At 69.3% G+C, this 21,352-nt stretch carries 13 protein-coding genes and 1 pseudogene; 8 read left to right on the top strand and 6 right to left on the bottom strand.

Features of this window, described 5'->3' with window-relative positions:
• Window positions 1–518: 518 nt before the first annotated feature.
• Entirely contained in the window at window positions 519–8,687 is an 8,169-nt protein-coding gene (locus tag BS73_RS40235; protein WP_265736847.1) for a DNRLRE domain-containing protein, read from the top strand.
• Window positions 8,688–8,781: 94 nt separating this feature from the next.
• Window positions 8,782–9,237 (top strand): hypothetical protein, encoded by a 456-nt coding sequence (locus BS73_RS00790; protein ID WP_152617466.1) that lies wholly within the window; start codon window positions 8,782–8,784, stop codon window positions 9,235–9,237.
• A 430-nt stretch (window positions 9,238–9,667) separates the two neighbouring features.
• Here the strand turns inward: BS73_RS00790 and BS73_RS39060 are convergent.
• A pseudogene (locus BS73_RS39060) lies at window positions 9,668–9,787 on the bottom strand (MarR family transcriptional regulator); the annotation flags it as partial.
• Between the two features lie 61 nt (window positions 9,788–9,848).
• On the opposite strand from BS73_RS39060, the gene BS73_RS00800 reads away from it, so the two are divergent.
• Window positions 9,849–10,217, top strand: a complete 369-nt coding sequence (locus tag BS73_RS00800; protein ID WP_037568486.1) for a VOC family protein — start codon at window positions 9,849–9,851, stop codon at window positions 10,215–10,217.
• Window positions 10,204–11,073 (top strand): NAD(P)H-binding protein, encoded by an 870-nt coding sequence (locus tag BS73_RS00805; protein WP_037568487.1) that lies wholly within the window; start codon window positions 10,204–10,206, stop codon window positions 11,071–11,073. Before BS73_RS00800 ends, BS73_RS00805 begins: the two co-directional genes overlap by 14 nt.
• A 285-nt stretch (window positions 11,074–11,358) precedes the next feature.
• On the opposite strand, the gene BS73_RS00810 is transcribed toward BS73_RS00805, so the two are convergent.
• Window positions 11,359–12,348 carry a DNA-3-methyladenine glycosylase family protein gene (locus BS73_RS00810; RefSeq protein ID WP_051938982.1) on the bottom strand — a complete coding sequence of 330 codons (990 nt, stop codon included), beginning with the start codon at window positions 12,346–12,348 and terminating at the stop codon, window positions 11,359–11,361.
• Between the two features lie 3 nt (window positions 12,349–12,351).
• On the bottom strand, window positions 12,352–12,720 hold the full coding sequence (locus BS73_RS00815; protein WP_037568488.1) for a VOC family protein: 369 nt from the start codon (window positions 12,718–12,720) through the stop codon (window positions 12,352–12,354).
• A 72-nt stretch (window positions 12,721–12,792) separates the two neighbouring features.
• Here BS73_RS00815 and BS73_RS00820 point away from each other — a divergent pair, with 72 nt between their 5' ends.
• Window positions 12,793–13,275, top strand: coding sequence for a MarR family winged helix-turn-helix transcriptional regulator (locus BS73_RS00820; RefSeq protein ID WP_037568490.1), 483 nt, complete (start codon window positions 12,793–12,795; stop codon window positions 13,273–13,275).
• A 260-nt stretch (window positions 13,276–13,535) separates the two neighbouring features.
• On the opposite strand, the gene BS73_RS00825 is transcribed toward BS73_RS00820, so the two are convergent.
• Window positions 13,536–14,120 carry a TetR/AcrR family transcriptional regulator gene (locus tag BS73_RS00825; protein WP_037568492.1) on the bottom strand — a complete coding sequence of 195 codons (585 nt, stop codon included), beginning with the start codon at window positions 14,118–14,120 and terminating at the stop codon, window positions 13,536–13,538.
• 102 nt (window positions 14,121–14,222) lie between these two features.
• Between BS73_RS00825 and BS73_RS00830 the strand changes: the two genes are divergently transcribed.
• From BS73_RS00830 to BS73_RS00840, 3 genes are all read left to right on the top strand, one after another.
• Window positions 14,223–15,272, top strand: coding sequence for an aldo/keto reductase (locus BS73_RS00830; RefSeq protein ID WP_037568494.1), 1,050 nt, complete (start codon window positions 14,223–14,225; stop codon window positions 15,270–15,272).
• Window positions 15,269–15,976, top strand: coding sequence for a DUF998 domain-containing protein (locus tag BS73_RS35700; protein WP_084703669.1), 708 nt, complete (start codon window positions 15,269–15,271; stop codon window positions 15,974–15,976). Before BS73_RS00830 ends, BS73_RS35700 begins: the two co-directional genes overlap by 4 nt.
• A 77-nt stretch (window positions 15,977–16,053) precedes the next feature.
• Window positions 16,054–17,076 carry an SDR family oxidoreductase gene (locus BS73_RS00840; RefSeq protein WP_037568495.1) on the top strand — a complete coding sequence of 341 codons (1,023 nt, stop codon included), beginning with the start codon at window positions 16,054–16,056 and terminating at the stop codon, window positions 17,074–17,076.
• A gap of 291 nt (window positions 17,077–17,367) precedes the next feature.
• On the opposite strand, the gene BS73_RS00845 is transcribed toward BS73_RS00840, so the two are convergent.
• Both BS73_RS00845 and BS73_RS00850 read right to left on the bottom strand, forming a co-directional pair.
• Window positions 17,368–18,660 carry a hypothetical protein gene (locus BS73_RS00845; RefSeq protein WP_037568497.1) on the bottom strand — a complete coding sequence of 431 codons (1,293 nt, stop codon included), beginning with the start codon at window positions 18,658–18,660 and terminating at the stop codon, window positions 17,368–17,370.
• A gap of 1,727 nt (window positions 18,661–20,387) precedes the next feature.
• Window positions 20,388–21,287, bottom strand: coding sequence for an aminoglycoside phosphotransferase family protein (locus BS73_RS00850; RefSeq protein ID WP_200886607.1), 900 nt, complete (start codon window positions 21,285–21,287; stop codon window positions 20,388–20,390).
• Window positions 21,288–21,352: the final 65 nt, after the last annotated feature.

Here is a 21,352-nt window from a genome sequence, read left to right on the forward strand (position 1 = left end):
ACCCCGCGCTCGGCTCGGCCGTTCGCGCCTTGCGCGTGGCAGCCGGTGAGTCGCCGGTCTCCGATGCCGAATGCGATGCCACGTGCCCTGCCGACCACGGCGACCGACGCTGCGCAGGCTAATCGTCTTGCCGGGTGGCTGAGCATGGCGGTCACCCTTCGGGTCGAGTCGCGCGGCCCGTGCGCTCCTGCGGCGGAGGCCGGGCGGGGGTCGCGCAGAGGTGGACGGCATCGAGTTATACAGCGTCAGATCCCGCTGCCAGTAGGGGTATTCAGTCGGCCGTCGACGCGGTGGCGGCCGAACCGGTGGGCATTCGTGCGCGAATCCGGCCAATGTGCCTCCTCTTTGTGAGCTGTGTCACGCCTGTGTCTGGAGCGCTCGCGGGGGCTGCGTGATGCTTTCGCACCCGATCCCGTTGTAGAGGGTGGCGGGAGGTTGAGCTCCCGTGTCCGTTCGAGCGGAGCGAAGGGTGTCGTGTGATGCGTCGACTGCGGCGGTGGGCAGCGCTCTTGTCGGTCGTGGCGCTGGTGCTGGTCGGGACCCCCAGTGCGGCGTTCGCCGCAGCGCATACCCGGGCGCCGCTGAGCGCCGACACCATGCACGGTTCGGGCGGCCATGACTGGTGGGACCCGTTCGGCTGGTTCGGGACCTCGAAACGCCCCGCGGCGAAGACCACCCAGGTCGGGTGGCACCCGCCGAGCGGCAGAGCGACGACGCATCCGCCGAAGACGGACCCGCACGCCCATCGGACAGCGGAGCTGACCTCGCGACGCACCGCGAACACCTCCCTCTACCGGCTGTCGGACGGACGCACCCAGCAGGTCGTCTCCGCCGGCCCGGTGCACTACCGCGACGCCCACGGCGCCTGGCAGGACATCTCCACCGCGGTGGCCCCCGCCTCGCACGACGGATACTCGCTGGGCGCGGTGCACAACACCTTCCGCACCTACTTCTCCCGCACCCCCTCTTCGCTGCTGCGCCTTGAGCAGGGCTCCGGCTCTGTGGAGATGGGCGCGCCGGGGGCCAAGTCCGTCGCGCCCAAGGTCGACGGCGACACGGTGAGTTACCCCGGGGCACTGCCGGGCGGCGCGGGCCTGTCCTACCGTGTCGGCGCGGGCGGGGTGCGTGAGGACATCACCCTCACCCGGGCCCCCGCCCCGGGCGCGAGCCCGGTCTTCGACTTCACGGTGAAGGCCGACGGGTACCTGCCGGTGCAGCGCAAGGACGGGGCGATCGCCTTCGTCACCCCCGAGGCGCACCAGCCGGTGTTCGTGATCCCCGCCCCCTACATGAGCGACTCCAGGGCGCAGGCGTCCTCCCCCTACGGCACGGCGTTCTCCGCCAAGGTCTCCCAGGTCATGCGCTGGGACCCGCGCACCGGGACCGTGCATCTGACGGTGCGTCCTGACGCCTCCTGGCTGCGCTCACCGGCCCGGCAGTACCCGGTGCGGATCGATCCGACGATCGTGGACGCCCCGACGCCGTCGACCGCCGCGAACGTGATGATCGGCGCCGACGAGCCGACCACCAACCTCGTCTCCAGCTGGCGGCTGTCGGTCGGCACCACGACCACCGGCGCCTCGCGGGCGCTGATCAGGTTCCCGATGCCCGCCCTTCCCTCGGGCACCACGCTGACCTCGGCCTCCCTGAACCTGTACTACGACCAGTACTTCACCACCGGGCTGAACAATGTGTCCCTGGAGGCGCATGCGGCCACCGGTGCGTGGGACCCCACCACCGCGACGTGGAACAGCGCCAGCGGCCTGACCGGGGCACTGGCCGGCTCCGCCACCAAGAAGGCCGGGGTACGAGGAGTGTGGAACTCCTTCCCGGTGACCTCGACGGTGCAGAGCTGGCTGAACGGCACCACTGCCGACAACGGGTTCGTGGTCAAGGCGAAGGACGAGTCCACCCTCGGTCAGGGCGGCCCGCGGTACGAGGGCAGCATCTACGCCTACTCCGGCGAGACCGCTAACTACCCGCAGCTCACGCTGACCTACGGCGTCCCCGGCGTGAGCGTGAACCCGCCGACGGTGATCCACGGCACGGGGGCGGAGCTGTCCTGGCCCGCGTATGCGAACACCACCGGCGACCCGGGCAACGACATCGCCGAGTACCAGGTGTACCGCTGCTGGTACCAGGACTTCCTGCCGTCCCCGAACACCGAGATCGCCCCGGTGGCGGCGGGCACCACCAGCTTCACCGACACCACCGCGCAGCCCACGCCGGCGGGGGCGGGCAGCCCGCACGCGTACTACTACATGGTCGCGGTCAAGACCAAGAACGGGGCCGTGATCCCCGGTCAGGTGCAGCTGGTGGCGCTGCCCCAGGCGGGCCAGACCACGGTCGTCCAGCGCGGCGGCGCGGCGACGACCCTGTCCTCGGCCGAGCCCACCACGGTGCTGAACACCCTGAGCGACTCGGGGTTGCAGCAGCCGTGGCTGGAGGTCGGTGACGACTCGGGGACGTACGGAACCACCCGGGCGGTGGTGAACTTCGGTGCGCTGCCCTCCTCCGTCCCGTCCGGGGCGAAGGTGGTGGACGCGGAGCTGCACCTCTGGGAGATGGAGACCACCACCGGCAGCAGCGGCGCCTCCTACGAGGTGCACGCGCTGACCCGGCCCTTCACCCAGTCCCAGGCCACCTGGAACAACGCCGCCTCCTCCACGGCCTGGACCGCGCCCGGAGGCGACATCCAGTCCAGCGCGGACGGCACCCTCTCGGGCTTCACCGACGACCCCAACCGGCGCTCCTTCGACACCACCTCGATCGTGCAGTCCTGGATCAACGGGACGGCGGCGAACGACGGCCTGGAGGTGAAGCTGGCCGCCGAGTCCGCCGGCAGCCCCCAGGAGCGCACGATCTTCGCGGGGACCGCCACCGCCGAGCCGCGGTTGTCGCCGACCCTGGTGGTCACCTACACCGACCCGTCGGCCGCGGACACCTACTACGCGCCGACCACCCCGGCCAAGATGGTGCCGGGCAGCACGTACACGGTGCCGGTGACGGTCAACAACACCACCTCGACCGCGTGGTCCGCCTCGAACGAGAAGCTGACCTACCACTGGACGCTGCCGGACGGCACGGACGTCACCTCCGCGGGCAACCAGGACACCACGGCCCTCTCCTCGGACCTGGCGCCGGGCGGACAGCAGACCCTGCAGGCGCAGGTGACGCCGCCCACCCCGAGTGACAACAACGCCAAGGAGGCCTACACCCTCTCCTGGGACATGGAGAACACCTCCACCGGCACCTATCTGTCGCAGGCCGCCAACGGGGTGGGCTCGCTGGCGCAGGCGGTCCACGTGAACACCGCCGGCAACAACCAGCTGGGCCTGGAGAGCTTCTACCAGTACACGACCACCGCGACCGGTGCCGGTTCGGCGCTCTACACCAACGCCTCCTCGGGCAACACGGTGTGGAACTACAACGCCTTCTCCAACCCGTCCCGCGGGTTCGCCACCTTCGCCCGGATGTCCTACAACTCGCTGGACACCACCGACTCCACGACGGGCTTCGGCTGGTCGGTGCAGCTGTCCACGCCGACGCGGCTGGGCACCCCGCTGGACTTCCATCCCAACCCCAACCCCACCGAGGTGACCTTCACCGACGGTGACGGCACCAGCCACACCTTCAGCTGGGACTCGAGCGCGGGCGTGTGGGACGCCCCGGCCGGCGTCCACCTGTACCTCCAGCAGCTGGCCAGTTGCGGGCCGCAGGTGACCAACGCCCGCGCCTGGGTGATGACCAAGCCCGACCGCACGCAGTTCTTCTACGACTGCGAGGGCTTCCCGACCTCGGTGGTGGACAGGAACGGCAACGAGACCGACTTCACCTACACCTCGCGGAAGTCGGAGAACAAGCCGGAGGAGTTCCTCACCTACATCACCGACGCGGCCGGCCGGCAGACCCTGAACGTCGCCTACTTCCAGAAGGGCGACACCTACCAGTACGTCGACTCCACCGGAGCGGTGCAGACCGGCACCAATCTGACCGACCCGAACATCATCGACCACGTCAAGTCGGTCACCGACATCTCCGGCCGCACCATCGACTTCCTCTACACCAGCAACGGCCTCCTCGCCCAACTGGTCGACGGCGCGGGCAGTACCGCCGCCAAGACGTTCACGTTCTCCTACGACGCCACCCAGGGGATGAAGAACGTCAAGCTGGTCAAGGTCACCGACCCGCGCGGGCACCCCACCCAGCTGACCTACTACGACCCGGTCACCGACCCCAAGGTCCACTGGTGGACCGAGTCGGTCACCGACCGCCGCGGCAAGACCACCGGCTTCGCGTACACCGAGCCCGGAACCGTCACCGGCGCCACCGTCCAGACCACGGTCACCGACGCCAACAGCCACGCCTACACCTACCAGTTGGACGGCTACGGCCGGCTGCTGCAGGCCGTGGACCCGCTCGGACGCAAGACCCAGCTCGGCTGGGACGCCGACGACAACGTCACGAGCCTGGTGGGGAACAACGGGTCCGAGGCGACCTGGACCTACGACCAGAACACCGGTGACCCGCTCACCTACAAGGACGCCGTAGCGAACCAGAACGGCACCGCGGCGACGACCTACGGCTACCAGACCTCGCTGGGCGGCCATATCGCCGACCTGACCAGCAAGGTCACCCCGGCCGGGCGGCAGTGGAAGTTCGGCTACGACGCCGACGGCAACCTGACCAGCGTCCAGAAGCCCGCCGGCGTGGCCGCCGGCTCCGGCTACACCACCGCCTACGGCTACGACTCCCTCGGCGAGCTGACCTCCGTCACCGACGCGAACCAGCACACCACCCAGTACGCGGACTACGACCCCACCGGCTATCCGAAGACCACCACGGACCCGCTGGGCAACGCCACCGCCACGGTCTACGACGTGCGCGGCAACGTCACCTCCACCACGGACCCGTTGCAGCACACCTCGACCTACGGCTACGACACCTTCGGCCGTCCGACGACGAAGAAGGTGCCCAAGGACCAGGCGAGCGGGGTGTACATCACCACCCCCGCCCCGGTGTACGACGCCAACGACAACGTCACCCAGTCCACCGCCCCCAACGGCGCGGTCACCACGACCTCGTACGACGAGAACGACGAGGTGGCCTCGAAGACGCTGCCGGCCAACAGCTCCGCGTCGACCCCGCCGGCCCGCACCCTCACCTACAGCTATGACGACGTGGGGAACCTGACCGCGCAGACCTCGCCGGACGGCAACGTCTCCGGCGCCGCGGCGGGCAGCTACACCACGAAGTTCGGCTACGACGCGGACAACGAGAAGACCACCGTCACCGACCCGCTGGGCAACGTCACCACCACCGCCTACGACAACGTCGGCAACGTCGCCGAGACGATCGACCCGCTCCAGCAGAACACCACCGGCTTCCTGGCCAAGTACGGCTACGACGTGGACCACCGGCGGATCTCCACCACGGACGCGACCGGCGCCGTGGTCAAGACCGCCTACGACGTGGACGGCCTGAAGTCCTCGACCACGGACGCCAACGGCAACACCACCGAGTACGGCTACGACCAGAACGGCAAGCTGGTCCAGCAGCAGGTGCCGCACACCACCGACTCTTCCGGGTCGGTCGTCTACGACACCACGCAGTACACCTACGACCAGGTCGGCAACCAGACCTCGGTGATCACCCCGCGCGGCGTGGCCTCCGGCATCAGCGGCGCCTACACCACCACGACCGCCTACGACGCGGACAACCGCAAGTCGAAGGTCTTCGGCGCGGACAACCCCAACGACTCCACCTACGGCACCGCCCCCGAGACCGACTACGCCTACGACCCGGCCGGCCGCCTCCAGCAGGTCACCGCGCCCCCCTCCGGGGGCAGCACCGCCAAGGCGGTCACCAAGTACTCCTACTTCGACAACGGGTGGACCAAGCAGTCCACCGACCCCTGGTCCATCACCACCTCCTACGACTACGACGCGCTGGGTCTGCAGACCGCCCGCACCCTGACCTCCGCCGGCGGCTCCTCCTCCCGGACCCAGGCCTGGACCTACTACCCCGACGGCACCCTCGAGTCGCACACCGACAACGGCATCCCGGTCGGCCTGGACGTCGAGCTGGTCGACGACTCCGACACCCAGAGCACCGCGGCCACCGGAACCTGGAGCTCCTCCAGCGCCGCCGGCACCGGCTACGAGGGCTACGACTACCAGACCCACGCCGCCGGCTCCGGGACCGACGCCTTCACCTGGAACCTGACCATCCCCGAGGACGGCGACTACACCGTCTACGTCGAGTACCCCAAGGTGAGCGGCGCGGCCACCAACGCGTCCTACACGATCGACTCCAGCGGCGGCTCGGCGACCAAGACCGCCGACCAGACCGCCAACACCGGGACCTGGGTCTCGCTCGGCTCGTACTCCTTCACCCAGAACGGCTCCGGGCAGAAGGTGAGCCTGGCGGAGAACTCCGGCGGCGCCGTCACCGCGGACGCCGTCAAGATCGTCCGCGACAACTCGGCGGACACCCAGCCCAAGCCGCAGTCCTTCAGCTACACCTACGACCCCGACGGGCACACCGCCCAGGTCGACGACGCCTCGCCGAACGCGCAGTACGACACCTACGCCTACACCTGGGACCAGGACGGCCGGGAGAAGCAGCTCCAGGAGGAGGCGTCCGGCGCGGTCAAGCACACCACGGCGTTCACCTACAACGCCGACTCCGACGCGCTGACCATGGCGTACGACGCCTCCACGGCCTCCTACAGCTACGACGCGCGCAACCTCCTCACCCAGGCGGTCAACAAGGAGACCTCCGGGGACACCGGGAAGACCACCGGCTACACCTACACGCCCAGCGGCAAGATCAAGACGGAGACCGAGGGCAACGGAAACGTCGTCACCTACGGGTACAACCTGGACGACTCCCTGGCCTCCCAGGTCGAGAAGACCTCGGGCGGCACCCTGGTCGCCTCGCACGCCCTGACCTACGACCCCAACGGCAACCGCACCAAGGACGTCTCGGTCACCCAGAGCGCCGACGACAGCAGCACCGACCTCAACCGCACCGCCGACTACACCTACACCCCGCGCGACCAGGTCCAGACCGTCACCAACTCCGACGGCCACGACAACCAGAGCTACACCTACGACCTGGCCGGCAACACCACCTCGCAGACCGTCGGCGGAACCACGACCACCAAGGTCTACGACCGCGACCGGCTGCTCTCCGCCACCAGCGGCGGCGTGACCGAGGACTACAACTACGACCCCTTCGGCCGCACCGACACGGTCACCGCGCTCGGGACCGTCCTCGACCGCTACACCTACGACGGGTTCGACAAGGTCTCCTCGGAGATGAAGGACACCGGCTCCGGCCAGGTGACCACGGACTACACCTACGACCCGTTCGGCCGCACCACCTCCCAGACCGCCAACGCCGGCACCAGCGGCGCCAAGACCACCGACTACGAGTACCTGGCCACCTCCAACTCGATGGTGAGCGAGTCGGTCGGCGGGACGGTCAAGAAGACCTACCAGTACGCGCCGACCGGTGAGCGGCTCGACCAGATCGTCCACAACACCGACGGCACCGAGACCCCCAGCTACTACAGCTACGACCCGCACTCCAACGTCCAGGCCATCACCTCGGCCAACGGCGACACCAAGGCCACCTACGGGTACACCGCCTACGGCCAGGACGACACCAGCCAGGACACCGGCGTCGACAAGAACACCGGCTCCGGCGCCACCGGCACCACCGCGGCCGACCCGTACAACGTCTACCGGTACAACGCCGACCGGATCGACGGCACCACCGGCAACTACGACATGGGGTTCCGGAACTACGCCCCGAACCTCAACAGCTTCCTCACCCGCGACATGTACGAGGGAGCGCTCGCCGACACGGCGATGACCACCGACCCCTACACCGGCAACCGCTACGCCTTCGCCGCGGGCAACCCCGTCTCCAACATCGAGCTGGACGGCCACTCCTGGTGGAACCCGGTCTCCTGGTCCAGCGACACCTGGAAGAACATCGGCGCGGGCGCCCTCATGGGCGCGGCCGTGGTGGGCACCGTCGCGTGTGTCATCGCTGAACCCTGCGGCGCCGGTGAACTCGCCATCGCCGGCGGCGGAGCGCTGGCGGCCGGCGGCGGGGTCAGCATCGGCTCGGCCGCGGCCGGCGGGGCGGCCGCCGGCGGCCTGTGGGGCCTGCTGTACTCGGTCGCGACCGGCGGGACCTCGGGCGGCGGCTCCTCGGGCGGAGGCGGGGGCGGCTCCTCCTCCGGAGGGAACAACCTGCGCACCCCGCGGGTGGGCGACACGGACAACGGCCCGGGCGAGTGGGTCCAGGTGAACCGCGGCGGCGGCAGCAACAGCTCCTGGGAGTACCAGGAGAAGGTCACCGGCGTCACCCGCGATCGCGAGTACGAGATCGACGGCGTGCAGGTGGACGGCTGGGACAGCCAGAGCCAGACCATCCTGGAGGCCAAGGACCAGTACGCGCAGTTCGTCAAGGACGGCCAGTTCAAGTCCTGGTGGCAGGGCAAGACGGCGCTGCTGAACGAGGCCAAGAGCCAGATCGCCGTCGCTCAGAAATACGGCCTCAACCTGCGCTGGACCTCGGCCAGCCAGGACTTCGTGGACGCCATGAAGAACCTCCTTCAGACGAACAACGTGGCCGGGAGGAACATGATTGACTGGGTTGTGAAGCCCTAGCAGAGCCGGATCGCCGGTGGCGGCGGACGCGCGCCGTCCGCCGCCACCGGCGATCCCCACGGCCGTCGAAGACCCGCGAGAGATGGGGACCTGCATGAGCTCGAATTACCTGCGGATCATCCCGGATATTCCGGACTGGGTGCCGGACGAGTCGACCGCGGAACAACTCGCGCTCATCGCCGGCGAGTTGTTCGCGAAACGAAGCTCCGAGGTCACCGCCGGCGACCGGGGCGAGGTCGGATTCGTGGACCAGGGCGCCTGGTTCGAGAGCGTCTCCTGCCCCGGCTGCGGCGCGCCGATCGACGACTCCTGGTGGCAGGACCGCATGGACGCCGCCGCCGAGACCGGCTTCACCGATCTCTCGGTGCGGACCGAGTGCTGCGGCGTAGCGACCACCCTGAACGATCTGGTCTACCGGCTCCCCGCCGGCTTCGCCCGCTACGTCATCGAGGTCCGGGAACTCGACAAGACCTACGCCGACGAGGAGGAGATGGCCACCCTCCAAAGAGCCGCGGGCCGCCCCCTCCGCCAGATCGCGGCGCGCTACTGAGCCCCGCGCCGCCGATCGCTGCCGTGACCGGTGCTGCGGGGAGCGCCGGCGCGACATCCTTGACCTTCCCCCAATCCTCGATGATCTTCACCATCCTGGTGGGGATCGCGTCCGGCGCGGCATGGATCCTCGCCGGCGCTTTCCGCTGATTCTGCCCGCCTGCTGCGGGGTGCAGATCTTCTACTCGATGTTCGCCGCGCCGCTCACCGCGATCATCGCCGACCGCACGCCCGTGGAGCGGCGCGGTGTGTTCTCCGCGCTCGGCCGAGCCGGCATCTACATCGGCGTACTGCTCGGGGTACGGGTCGCCTCACGGTTCGCCGCCGGCCCCCTCCGGGGCTTCCCCGCGCTGGCCCTGTCCTGCACGGTCCCCGCCACGCCCCTCGCGCTCGGTCTGCGCCGCGACTCACGCCTGCTGCCCCGCGGCGACAAGCGCAACACCGTGCGGCCGCAGCACTTCCTCCATCGCCGCGCGCAGGGCGCTCGGCGCCTCTTTCGGTAGGTAGCCCAGCGACATGTCCAAGTCGACGCCGCCACCGTTTTGACCCATGTCAGTATTCTGACATACTGGATGGTGTCAGGAAGCTGACATGAAGAGAAGGAGTATCACCATGTCCGTCACCGGTCCCGACTTCGTCTCGCTGCAAGTACGTGATCTCGACGCTTCGCAGGCGTTCTACGAGCAGTACCTCGGCCTGGTCCGCTCACCGGCCGGACCTCCTCACGCGGTCGTCTTCGAGACGAAGCCGATCGCGTTCGCACTGCGCGACATCGTTCCCGGCACCGATCTCGCATCGGTCGCACAGCCCGGCATCGGCGTCGCGGTCTGGCTCCACGCCACCGACGTCCAGGCCATTCACGATGCTCTCGTGGCCGACGGTCACACCATCGTCTCCGCGCCGATCGACGGCCCCTTCGGCCGGACGTTCACCTTCGCCGACCTCGACGGCTACCAGGTGACTCTCCATGACCGTGTCTGAAGCGACGATCCTCGTCTTCGGGGCCACCGGATCCCTCGGTGGTCACGTCCTGGACGGGCTCGTCGCCCGCGGAGTCGCTCCCGGAACGATCACTGCGGTCGGCAGGAATCGATCGCGGCTCAAGGAACTCGCCTCTGCCGGGTTCGGGACGGCTGCCGTCGATCTGTCGGATTCGGCAGCCGCCGCAGCACTGGTTGCTGGACACTCCGACATCGTGTTGATATCGGGCAGGGACCCGAATCGCCTTGCCCAGCACGAGTCGGTCATCGCCGCTGCGAAGCAGGCGAATGTCCGACACGTCTACTACACCAGCGGAGTCCGAGCCGACGACGACCGGTTCGAGATCAACCGGGACCACAGGGCGACAGAGCACGCTCTCGTCGCATCCGGCGTGACCTACACGATCCTGCGGAACACCTGGTACATCGAGAACTACCTCCAGGCACTGGAAGGCCCCCGCCACTCCGGCGTTCTTGCCGCGGCGACCGGTGACGCCGTCGTCGCGGCAGCCGGCCGGAAGGACCTGGCCGAGGCATTGGCCGTCGTTCTCACCACCAACGGGCACGACAACGTCACCTACAGCCTCTCGGGCGACACCGACTTCACCTACGACGATGTTGCCGAAGCGATGTCTGTCGTACTGGAGCGCCCTGTCGCCTACCGCCCTGTCACTCCAGGCGAGTTGCGGGTGATACTCACCAGTGCCGGCATGAACGACGAGCTGGCGAGCTTCCTCGTGGGCCTCGACGAGACCATCGCCGCCGGCGCATTCGCCCGCGTCGGCGACGATCTTTCCCGGCTCATCGGCCGACCAACGACCGGCCTGGTCGAGGGCTTGACGGATCTTCGCAGTTGAGCGCATAGCGAGCGCGGCGCGTCGGTGTCGTGGTAAGCGGCACGGTGTTCACCCTCGGCGGGCCGCGACGCGTCCAACCCCGCCGCAGGACAGCTACACCGGCTAGAGGCGGGTCCTCGACAATGCCGACGAACTCGGGGCCGGCGCCGCACGCATCGCCGGACACGGATACTCCGGCCGCGAGGGAGCCCGCGGCAGCGGTGCCGCTGCTTGCCCGGGGCCGCGACACGCCTGGCAAGCCCTCCCGCCACGACCACCTGGTTTCCCCGATCGCGGCCGGATCGTCTACGCGGAGTGAGGCTGCTCTCCGTGGTGTTCGCGATGCGAGGAGCGGCCGTGATGCTCCGTGACTTGGTCCTGTGCGCGGACGCGGAGGAGGAGCGCGACCCAACTGCGGTACGGGCACCAGTCCTCGGCGATCCCAGCGAGCCTGCCGTGATCGTCGGCGGCCTCGTCGCCGAGGCGGTACTCGGTGGCCATGGCGCGGTGCACGCGGGGTTCCGCCGTGGGGAAGACGTCGGGGTGTCCGGCGCCGCGGATGAGGATGAGTTCGGCGGAGAAGGGACCGATGCCCGGCAGTTGTTGCAGGTCCTGGAGGGCTTGCTCGGGTTCCTGTGCGCGCAGTGCGGCGGCGTCCAGGCGTCCCTCCGGCGCGGCTTCGGCGATCGCGTGCAGGCGTTCGATCTTGATCTCGGTCAGCCCCGGTATGTGCTCCAGGGTTCGCAGCACGGCCGGGGTCGGGAACGCGCTGACGTTCTGGCCCGCGACGTCGATCGCCTGGCCGTGGTCGCGAGCGATGCGCGCCTTGATGGCGGCGGCCTGGGTCCTGCGGATGCGGTTGCCGATGACGGTCCAGGCAGCAGCTTCGTAGGGCGAGTAGAAGCAGACGGGCCTCAGGCCGGGGTAGTCCGCCTGCAGGCTCGCCACGACACGGTCGTGTTCGGCGAGGGCCGGGAAGCCGGTGCCGTCGACGTCCAGGGACAGGATGCGCGCGATCTGGGCCCGCGCAGCGTCCTGGGCCGCGGTGGCCGCGGTGGGCGCCGGGCTGTCATCGGAGTGGAGGGTGAACTCCGCGTGGACTGCCGCGGGTCGGCCGGCCGCCGCCTTCTGGCGCAGGGCGCAGCCGATGACGTGGTGGGCGTCGTCGGCGGGGAAGGCCATGCGGAGCACGTCGTCGCCCGCGTGGTCGTAGGAGGCCGGGGTGAAGCCCTCCAGATACCGGATGGACGCGGCCAGCGAGAACGGCCCTCGGGGGGTGAAGGAGGCGGTCGGCACGGCTCAGCCTCCGTGGGCGGTCAGGACGTAGCCCTCGGGGCCGGTGAAGGAGAACATCGGGCCGAACGGGCTGGCGGTGACAGGGGTGAGGATGGCGATCCCGGCTGCGGAGAGCTGGTCGTGCAGGACCTGGGCGTCGGGGGTGGAGAACCACAGGGCGACGCCGAGGCCGGGGCGGCCGGTGTCCAGGTCGGTGCCCGGCAGCGGCGGGCGCACCGCGAACGGGCAGGGCTTGGTGTCGAAGACGACCGCGCCGGGAGGCGAGGCGGAGTTACGGGTGAGGCCGAGGTGCTTCTCGAAGAACTCGGCGGCGGCTTCTACGTCACGGACCTGCAGGGCCACGAAGTCGGGCCCGTCGATGCCGGCAGACATGGGGTGCTCCTCAACCTGATGTCAATACCTTGACATACTTACGGTAGGCCCACCCCCCGGAGGTATCAAAGTATGGACAAGAAGGACAGCGTGCCAGCCGAACCGCCCCACCCGGCCGAAGACGTACTCGGCCATGTGGGCTACCGGCTCAAGCAGACCCACGCCGCTCTGCGTGGCGCGATGGACCGGGCGCTGCGCACCCACGCGCTGACCGTGCCGCAGTACTCCTGTCTGGAGGTACTCGCCGCGCGCCCCGGCCTGTCCAACGCCGAGCTCGCCCGTGCCACCTTCGTCACCCGCCAGTCCATGAACGTGGTCCTGCGCACCCTCCAGGACGACGGCCTGCTCACCCGCCCGGACACCGTCGCCACCGGACGCGCCCGCCCGGCCACCCTCACCGACGAGGGCCGACGCCGCCTGCACGCGGCCCAGGCCGATGTCTACGCCATCGAAGCCCGCATGATCCAGGCCATCCCCGACCACCGCCTGACCGCGCTCCTGGAAGACTTCGATCACATGACGCAGGCCCTGCAGGGCGACTCCGCGAGCACCTGACCGCCGCCCGCTTCGCCCCCGCTTGGCAAGCCCTCCCCAATACCCTCGACTCCTGACCGCGACGTTCGAGCACGCGGTGCGGTTTCATCGCTGGATCGAGGCGATCGCGGTCAGCACGACGGCGCGTTGACCGGCGAACAGGGATCGCACGCTGCATTTCCGTCTCGGCCCCGGGGCGGTCACATCGGCACCCGTGCCGGTCGGGGATCCCATGGCGCGCCACGGCCGGGGCTCGCGTGGGGCCCCGGTCGGATCGGCGCTCACATCGGCTGGGGCGCGTCCTTCAGCCCGGAGAACACGGCCGCGATCAACCGCCGTCCCTGCGCCACGCCGTCGTCGTTGTTCGCGACGCGCCACAGGAAGCTCATCAGCATGATGATGTCGGCGGGGTCGTGTCCGGGCGCGATGGTGCCTTCGGCCACGCAGGCGTCGACCAGTTTCGCCACCGCGGCCGTGGTCGGCGCCCACGAGGCGCTGATCACGTCCTGCGCCGCGGCGCTGTGCAGCGCGTCGCCGAGTCCGTGCTTGATCCGTATGTAGGCCGACAACGTCTCGAACCACTCCACGAACGCGGCCTTGGCCGACGTGTGCCGGGCGAGCACCTCGTCGGCGGTGATGGTCAGCCGCTCGATGTCGTGCTCGTAGGCGGCCAGGATCAGGTCGTCACGCGTGGGGAAGTGGCGGTAGAGCGTGCCGGCGCCCACGCCGGCGCGCTTGGCGACCTCGCTCAGCGGCACGAGCGGGTTGTCCGCGAACAGCTCGTGGGCGGCCTCGATGATCGCGACCCGGTTGCGCGCGGCGGCCTTGCGCTGGGTGCCGTAGGTGCTCGGGGTCTCGTCGGTCATGTCTCGATGATGCCCCACCTTTGACTTGCGGACAATCCTCCGCTAGTTTGGCGAGTACTTGCGGAGAATCCTCCGCAAGTATCTTCTCGCAGGAGAACCCCCGTGCGCTACGTGAAGCTCGGCACCACCGGCCTGGACGTCTCGCCCATCGCGATCGGTGCGATGACCTACGGCGAACCCGACCGCGGTCACCCCGTCTGGTCCCTCGGCGAAGCCGAGGCGCGTCCGCTGATCAAGCACGCCCTCGAGGTCGGCATCAACTTCTTCGACACCGCGAACATGTACTCCAACGGCTCCAGCGAGGAGATCCTCGGCCGCGCGCTGAGGGACTTCGCCGACCGCGACGCCGTGGTGATCGCCACCAAGCTGCGGCACCCGATGCGTCCCGGCCCCAACGGCCGGGGCCTGTCCCGCAAGGCGATCATGACCGAGGTGGAGCACTCGCTGCGCCGGCTGGGCACCGACTACATCGACCTGTACCAGGTGCACCGCAACGACCACGCGACTCCGCTGGAGGAGACCCTCGAAGCCCTCAGCGACCTGGTCAAGGCGGGCAAGGTGCGCTACCTCGGCGCCTCGTCGATGCCGGCGTGGGAGTTCGCCAAGGCCCTGCACCTGCAACGCCGGCACGGCTGGGCGCGGTTCGTGTCCATGCAGAACCACTACAACCTGCTCGCCCGCGAGGAAGAACGCGAGATGATCCCGCTGTGCCTGGACGAGGGCGTGGGCACGATCATCTGGAGCCCGCTGGCCCGCGGTCGCCTGGCCCGCGCCTGGGACGACGCGAAGTCCACCGCCCGGGCCGCGACCGACGGCGCATTCGCCGACATCCTCTACTCACCCACCGAAGAGGCGTCCAACCGCGCCATCATCGACGCGGTCGGGCAGGTCGCCGACGCGCACGGCGTCAGCCGCGCCCAGATCGCTCTGGCCTGGCTGCATCGCCAACCGGTGGTCGCCGCCCCGCTGGTCGGCGCCGGGTCGATCGAGCAGATCGATGACGCGATCGCCTCCTTGCACATCGAGCTCACCGACGAGCAGGTGCGCGCGCTGATCGCACCGTACACGCCGCGATATGACTGGCAGGGTGTCTCCGACGAGGCCGAACTGGACGCGATCCGCGCCCGTGTGCCGGGAATGGCACTGAAGTGAGGTCGATCATCCGTTCCGGTGCGGCCGCCGGACTCGGAGCGGTCCTGATATTCGTCGGCCCGCTGGTGTCGTGGACTGCCGAACTCGTCACGGCGGTGGCCTGGCAGCACCCGCACTACTCGCCGTTCTACAACTGGGTCAGCCACCTCGGCTTGACCGGCCCGAGCCAGGTCGCGTTCGGGCAGGTGGGAAACTCCCCGCTCGGCGCGGTCATGGACATCGGCTGGGTGCTCTACGGCAGCCTGCTGATCGTCGGCGCGCTGCTGACCTTCGATCTCCGCCAGGGCGCGCGGCCGATCGCGATCGTCGTGCTGGCGACCGTGTCCGGCATCGGCGTGTCCCTCGTGGGAATCTTCCAGGGCTCCAACGCGGACGTCGCGAACGGCCTGATCGCGTTCCACGAGTTCGGCGCTCAGGGCGTGATGCTCGCCGGCAACGCCATGGCCATCGTCGTCGGCGCAGGTGGCGCCCGAATCGGTCTCGGGCGCGGCCGCCGGATCGCGAGCATCGTGCTGGGCATCGCCGGCCTGGTCGCGTTCCCGGTGTTCATGGCCGACGTGCTCACCGGCTGGGCCTGGAACATCGGGATGTTCGAACGCGCCGTGATCTACCCGATCATGGTCGGCCACGTTCTGCTCGGCAGCGGCCTGATGGCCGGTCGGCAGACGTCGACGTCACCCCGCCGGCCGGTCGCCGTCGGCTGACAGTCCCGGGCAGGGCCGACGCCGATACCGGTCCACTGTCACGTTTTTCGCCGTTGAGATGTTTGTGAGGTCAATTCATGCCTGAAGTACTGGTCACGGGCGGCTCGGGATACATCGGCAGCTGGTGCGTCCTCGCACTGCTGGCGAACGGTCACACCGTACGCACCACCGTGCGCGATCTGAGGAAGGAGCCTGCGGTGCGGGCCATGCTGCGCGCCGGAGGTGCGTCCGAGGACGCGCCGCTGACCGTGTTGCAAGCGGACCTGCAGCAGGACGCCGGCTGGCGCGAAGCGGTCGAGGGCTGCGACTACGTGCTCCACGTCGCCTCGCCCACCCTGACCAGCCTGCCCCGCAACGACGACGAGATGGTCGTGCCCGCTCGGGACGGCGTGTTGCGCGTTCTGCGGGCCGCTCGCGAGGCCGGAGTCAAACGGGTTGTTCTGACCTCGGCGTTCGGGGCGGTCGGGATGGGACACCCCGAGAAGTCGCGGGTGTTCACCGAGGAGGACTGGAGCAACGTGGACGCCGGTATCGCGCCGTACCAGAAGTCCAAGACCCTCGCGGAGAAGGCGGCCTGGGAGTTCGTCGCCGAGCACGGCGGTATCGAACTGGCGGTGGTGAACCCCGTCGGCGTGTTCGGGCCGGTCCTCGGCTCCGACTACTCGCCGTCGCTGGGCCTGGTCCAGCGGATGCTGGACGGGGATCTCCCCGCCCTGCCGAAATTCGCGATGGGGTACGTGGACGTGCGCGACGTGGCCGACCTGCACCTGCGCGCCATGGTCGATCCGGCCGCGGCCGGAGAACGGTTCCTCGCGATCTCCGGGCACAGCCTGTGGGTCCGCGAGATCGCGGCGATCCTGCGCCACCGCCTAGGCGATCGCGCAGCCAAGGTACCCACCCGCGAGCTACCGGTATGGACGGCACGAGCGCTCGCGCGGGTCAGCCCGGGGCTGCGCATTCTGCGCCCGCAGCTGGGCAGAAACTTCGACGCCACCTCGGAGAAGGCGCAGCGGATGCTGGGCTGGTCCCCACGGCCGATCGAGGACACCATCGTCGACACGGCCGAGAGCCTGCTGGCGCTGAAGGGCACGGCCGCCTGACGGCTCTCCGCCAGGTCGAAACCGGCCATCGTCACCCGGACCGAGCTACGGCGGACAGGCTTCCATCCCCTCGACGGTGCGCGGCATCCGGAGCCGCTCGGTGCCCCTGTCTGCTCCGTCTCGTGGCTCATCATTCAGGAGCCGAGTACGAGGCTGCACAACGCGGATCGACGGCTGAGCTGGCAGCGTACGCGCGCGAGGATGGGCCGGTCCTCGATGCGTCGATCCGGGCATGCCCCTGATGGGACACGGGGCCCGCCACGCCAAGTGGGCTGGCTCGCCGTAGGTGGGTTAGCAGGCTTCTGTCGTGTCTTGGGGGGCGAGCTCAGGGGCGGGGGTGGGTGTGTCGGAGAGGCTGACGAGGGTGAAGGTGGTGGAGGCGTGGACTCGGGTCGCCGTCAGGGCGAGCGGCGCGGCGAGGACAAGGAGCAGCGCGGCAAGCGCCGCGCCCATCCCGGGGAAGCCCGCCGCCGCGGCCAGCGTCGTGCCGGCCAGCGGCCCGCAGGCCGTGCCGAGCGAGGACGCGGAGCCGACCAGTACCGCCCACCGGCCGCGTGCGTCGAAGGAGGCCGCAAGTCCCATCAGATAGCTCAGCACCGCCGGATAGACGGCGTTCCAGAGCACCTCGCCGACGGTGAAGGTGTCGGCCCCACGCGCGGTCGCGGTGAGGAGGACAGAGCCGGCGATGACCGCCGTGCCGACACCGACAGGCGCCGCGTGGCCCAAGCGCGGGCCGATCGCCGCTGCCGCCACCACTCCGATCAGTCCGGCCAGCAGGGCGACCGCAAAGACCAGGCCGAGCTGGGCATCGTCGAGTCCGGCGCGCTCGCCGCCGATCCGATCGCTGACCCCCCATAGCGCGTTCTGCGCCAGGGACCAGCACAGCATCGCCCCAGTGAGGACGCCGCCCCAGATCCGGTGCGGCAGACGTGAGTCGGGGGCAGGGTGACGGGCGGGGACAGTGACCGGGATTGTGTTACCGGGCACGGAGGCGAGGCGGGTGGTAAGCGGGAGCACCGCCAGCGCCCACAGTGCGACGGCCGCGAAGGCGGTGTGGTGGCCGCCCGGGATCCGGGGCAGGGCGACGTAGAGGGTCGCGGCGAGGCCGCAGGTAGTCAACAGGCCGAGGACGGAGGCTCGGTGGGGGTCTCCACTGCCGGCCGTGCGGACCCCGGCGATGGCGACGGCCGTACCGGAGCCGACGCCGCCGAGCACGCAACCAAGGAGCGCCGCGGCAGTGAGCCACCCGCCGCGGTCCGCTCCGGAGCCGGAGCCCGGCAGCGCCGCGACGAGACCGAAGCCAAGGGCGACGAGCACCAGTCCGAGCCGCGCGGTGCCGATCGCGCCGATCGGTCGGCGACGCCTGCCGAGCACCGTGCCGAGGGTGCCGCCGCGTGCGGCGAGCAGCAGGCCGGCGGAGGCCGACCCGAGAAGCAGAAGGCTTCCGGAGGCGCCGGATTGAGTGGTCGTCAGGTGGAAGTCGGCAGCCAGCCGACCGGTGAGTGTGGGTAGCAGGTAGGCGGCCAGATAGCCCGCGGAGAAGAGGGCGGGCAAGGCGACGGGGACACGCGTGGCGACGCGCATCGGCAGTCCTCTCGAACCACGAAGGTCAGACGCACGAAGGAGGGTGAGGGGGTAAAACGAGGAGGAGCGACCTTCGGTTTTCGGATCGAATCGAGAGGCTCGCAGCGCAGTTTTATCAAGCGCCCCAGGGCGCGCGAAACCCGCCCCGGGGCCTCAAACCTACTGTTATAAACCGGAGACATGGCCGCCATCCCGCCGTGACCTAATAGGGCGTCACCTGCGCTTTGGGCGAGCTGGCAGTTAGATTCGGGCGGGCTCATGTCTGCTCGTGGGTTCGTCCCGTTGGACCTGGCGCGCCGTCCGCCGGCGACCCGCGGACGGATTTGCGGCCCGGGGCGCAGTGGGCGGGTGGTCCTCGAGTTGCTGCCGACCGCCGCACCGAGCGTGCGCGAGGAGCGGGCCGGCCCTTCCTCGACCGCCGATCGGTCCGGGGGCGACCGCCGGCAGGCGCCACGACCTTCGCGGCAACCCGAGGCTTCAAGAAGCCATGGCACCCTCAAATGATCAACGCACCATCCCCGGGTGATCATGTCACCGTGGAGGCACAGGTCCATGGGAGGGGGCTTTCGCCACCTCTGGAGACGCTGGCGCGAGGGGCAGTCGTTCAGCTTGATCGGGCGGGCGCTCGGGGTGCCGATGCAGCCTGCCCCGTCGCTTCCTGTGCCAGAGCGGCAGCAAGATGTGGCGCATCGACCGCACGGCCGACTACGGCGCTTTCCAGGAGGCGGCCCGCGGCAGGATCGATCTCGCCATCGCTGATCGAGCCGTCCGCCGGGCGTTGCGCGCTGATGCATTGGTGGCGGCGGACGAAATCCGGAGCATGAAGCTCCGAGTAGCTCGCGCCACTTCGCCTGACGATGTGGCTCGTGTTGCCGATGAACTCGTACGCATGAGGGTCTTGGTGGCCCGCGGCGACTTGTCGGGACTCGCCACGCATGAGGAAATCGAGAGAGCAGCGGGTAAGCTGCCAGGACTGGTCGCTCGCCTCCTGTCCGGATTCGTCCTTCTCGCCCTCGGAGCGGCACTCCCTGGACCCCGTTTGATCCCTCATAACGTGCCGTACGCTTGGCACTACTGCTGACCGGCGCCACAGCTCTCGCCAGCACGCAGGAGACCGCAGCCCGGCTCTCTGATTTCATATCGAGAACGCTATTGTTCAAGTAATCGAAGTGCCGCGCCCTTCGGGGCGCATCCGTTGCCGAGCAGTGACGGCTCTCCGATTGTTACTCCGCATCTCGGTGCGCATGCTCCTTGAGGCCGACTACCCGATCGAAAGCGTTCGGGTCGCTACGGTGCTGAGCAGTATGGATACGGCGTCGGCGAAGAGCAAAGGAGCCGTACCGCCAGGCCTCCCAACTCGGCCCATCCCTGGTCCAGATGACCCCTGGCCAGCCGCATCCGTCGCGGTACTTCGGCAACATGGCCCCGCACGACGAGTGACTTGAGGCCTCGAACGTCCTCAAGGCCCTCGCCACCGCCCGCCCCGAGGCCGACTGAGAAAGCCGTCCAGTGGCCCCCCGCGGACCTGTTGCGGCTACTTGATTCGCAACGATTGCGTTGGATCGCCGTTGCCGCACACCTGTTGGCTGTGGCCGAAGAGGCACTCCAGCGTCTTCAGGAGACCCTCCGTGCTCCCAACGGCCTTGTCGTCGCCCTAAGGAATCATATGGTGGGGTCGGGTGATGGAGCCCCCGGAATGCCTCGGTCAAGTTCGGGCTGCTCACCGTTCAGCCTTCGTCGAGCACCGCCCGGATCACGTGCCGGGCATTGCGCGCCATCGCCGGATTCGTCCTCCGGTAGTACGGCAGCGCGATCAGCGCTTGCGAGAGCGTCCGTCCCCGTCCTCGAATCCAGGTCGCGTCGTCCGCGCCCAGCGCCTCGCGGAAGATCTCCCTCGCATCGGCCGGCAGCAGATTCCACGCCGGGAACAGATCGCACGCCGGATCGCCTATGCCCAGGCACCCGAAGTCGATTACCGAGGTCAGCCTGCCCCCGTCCACCAGCAAGTTGCCCGGCATGAGGTCGGCATGCAGCCACACCGGCGGGCCGTCCCAGCCCGGGGCCCGCAGTGCCTCCTCCCAAACGGCGGCGGCAGCGCCGCAGTCGATACCCTCCTGCGGGAGCCCACGCAGCTCCTCGATCGCAGCCCGAGTATCCGCATCGAGGGAGGCGACCGGTCCGCCGCGATGGGCCTGCGGTGCACCCGGCAGGGTGATGCTCCGCATCGCTGTCACAAAAAGGGCCAGATCCTTGGCCAGCAGGACAGGTCGGCTCAGGCTCCCCGCCTCGGGATTCTTTCCCTTGAGCCACCGGTACACCGACCACGGCCAGGGATACCCCTCGGCGGGCTGCCCATTCCCGAGCACCTCGGGGATGGGTGTGGGCAGGTGGAGTGCGAGCCGGGGCAACCACGTCCGTTCCAGTACTACGTCGTTGGCTCCGCCCTTCACCATCGGAAGCCGTACGACCATGTCATTGCCCAGCCGGTACATAGCGTTGACCGTCCCGCCGGACGGAAACCGCTCCACCGCCAGCCCTGCCCACTGAGGGAACTGCCCGGCGATCAGCCGCCGCACAAGATCGTCGTCGATGGGATGTGCGCCGGGATGCATGTGGCCTGTGCTCATGGGGTGTCATCCGACCGGCGGACGCGGACGGGCGTCAACCGCTTTTCCGGCGAGCATCACTTTCA

This window comes from Phaeacidiphilus oryzae TH49, from assembly GCF_000744815.1.
GTDB classification, from domain to species: Bacteria; Actinomycetota; Actinomycetes; order Streptomycetales; family Streptomycetaceae; genus Phaeacidiphilus; species Phaeacidiphilus oryzae.